Source organism: Mesorhizobium sp. M7A.F.Ca.CA.002.09.1.1 (assembly GCF_003998555.1).
Classification (GTDB): domain Bacteria; phylum Pseudomonadota; class Alphaproteobacteria; order Rhizobiales; family Rhizobiaceae; genus Mesorhizobium; species Mesorhizobium ciceri.
The window spans coordinates 1-2089 of the sequence record NZ_RZRR01000943.1; the positions used below are offsets into that span (position 1 = coordinate 1).

1 protein-coding gene and 2 pseudogenes are annotated in these 2089 nt (G+C 65.4%); 2 read left to right on the top strand and 1 reads right to left on the bottom strand.

Annotated features, from left to right (window positions below):
* Positions 1-159, bottom strand: a pseudogene (locus EN994_RS36455) (MurR/RpiR family transcriptional regulator); the annotation flags it as partial.
* A 145-nt stretch (positions 160-304) separates the two neighbouring features.
* Here EN994_RS36455 and EN994_RS28670 point away from each other — a divergent pair.
* Both EN994_RS28670 and EN994_RS28675 read left to right on the top strand, forming a co-directional pair.
* Entirely contained in the window at positions 305-1471 is a 1167-nt protein-coding gene (locus EN994_RS28670) for an FAD-binding oxidoreductase (protein ID WP_063170110.1), read from the top strand.
* Positions 1471-2089: pseudogene (locus EN994_RS28675) on the top strand (ABC transporter); the annotation flags it as partial. The gene EN994_RS28670 and the pseudogene EN994_RS28675, both read left to right, overlap by 1 nt.

Consider the following 2089-nt stretch of genomic DNA (forward strand, 5'->3'; position numbering starts at 1 on the left):
CCGCACCACGGTTGGATCGCTGACGCCAGCGCGCCGGGCGAGCGATGAGGCGGTGCCGAGGCCGGAGGTCGGATAGTCCGTCAACAGCAGTCGAACGATCTTCTCCTCCGACGGCGTCAGCGCAAGATCCCCGCGCATCAGAACATCGCGTATCGCCATGGGCCTCCCCGGAATCCGTGTTCTCTTGTTTTGTCGAGTTTATTACAGAGATTTAAATATCGGTCAACAATGAAGAGATGTTGACATTGCGCGATCGCTGGCCCTACCTTGTCGAAAAGCAGCCAAGAGACTGTGGGGAACAGCCATGCGAAATGGAAGCGACGTCATCGTCGTCGGTGCCGGTATTGTCGGATCGAGCGCGGCCTATGATCTGGCCAAAGCCGGTGTGAAGGTCACGCTGGTCGAGCAGACCCATCCCGCCGGCGGCCCGTCGGGCAAATCGTCGGCGCTGCTGCACGCCTTCTACCTGATGCCGGAACTGTCGCAGCTATCCATCCGTGGCCGAGAGATCCTGGTGTCGCTGCCCGAAATCGCGGGCGAAGGATCCTTTGTCACCGAAATCGGCATGATGTGGGTCTGCGGCAACGACAACAAGGCGAGCTGGACGTCGGCAGCCGAACGCATCCGCGGCGAGGGCGCGCGCATCAAGACATTGTCGCCGCAGGCCTTTGCCGATGCCGCACCGGGCTTTGCCCTGGACAATGTCGCGCTGGCGCTGTGGGAACCCGAGTATGGCTATGCCGATGCCTTCGGCGCCACCAATGCTATTGCCCGTGCCGCCCGCGCCAGTGGTGCCAGGATCATGCAGAACACGTTGGTCGAGAGCCTCCAGCGGCAGGGCGACCGCATCACGGGTGTCATCTTGACCGATGGAACGATGCTGGAGGCCGATACCGTCGTCCTGGCCGCCGGGCCGTGGACGCGCCGGCTGCTGGCGACGGTCGGCCTCGATCTGCCGCTGCATGTCGAGCGCCATCCGATGGCCGTGCTCGACGCTGCCGGCAAGGCAAGGCAGGTCATGCCGTTCGCCTGGTGCGACGACATTTCCTGCAACTATGCGCGGCCAGACAATGACGGCGTCATCCTCGCCGGGACCTGGGCCGGCGGCGGCACCGGCCTGCGCCACGAACATGCAGGCCGTCCACGCTTCGTCGAAAATCCCGATGATTACATGGAAGGTGTCGAGGAGCAGGAATCGGTCGAGATCCTGGAGACCTTCGCCAGCCGCGTGCCGGCCATGGCCGAGCTTGGCATCCGGCCGGGCTATGCCGGTCTCTACGACATGAGCCCCGACGATCTGCCGGTCATCGGCGCCATGCCTGATGTCGAAGGGCTGGTCGTTTCGGCGGGGTCTTCCGGCCACGGCTTCAAGACCGGGCCGGCAGTCGGCGAGGCGGTGGCCAAGCTGGTCACCCAAGGCGCGCAACCGATCCTGGCCCCGTTTTCACCCGATCGCTTCAGGGCCGCGTGATGGCGTCGGTGACGACGAGCGAGAGCAAGAGTTCCGGCTTCATGCCGGCCGCGTTCCGCAACGCCACGGCCGATGCCCTGTGCATGGTCGCGGTGCTGTTGCTGGTGGCGCTTGCCGCCTTCATCTTCGGCGGCGCCGCCATGCAACGCGTCGTCACCTATGCCGCGATCATGCTGACGGCGGTGCTCGGCCTGCAGATATTCTCCGGCAACAGCGGCATCGTCTCGTTCGGCCAGGCGGCCTTTGTCGGCCTCGGCGCCTATGCGACAGGCATCCTCACCATGCCGACGGCACTGCAGCGAACGGCGCTGCGCGACCTGCCGCAATTCCTCGCCGGCCATCAACTCTCCTTCGTCGCAGCGCTGGCCATCGTCCTGGCTCTGGCGGTCGTCGTCGGCCTGCTGACCGGTGCGCCGCTGCTAAGGCTTTCCGGATCGAGCGCCTCGATCGCCACGCTGGCCATGCTGATCATCGTCTACACGCTGCTGGTCGCCGGGCGCGAGATCACCCGCGGCAGCCAGCCTTTCTACGGCGTGCCGCGTGAGGTCGGGCTGTGGACCGCTGCCGCAGTCGCCTCGGTGGCGCTGGTGGCGGCGAGGCCGTTTCGCGAAACCTCTT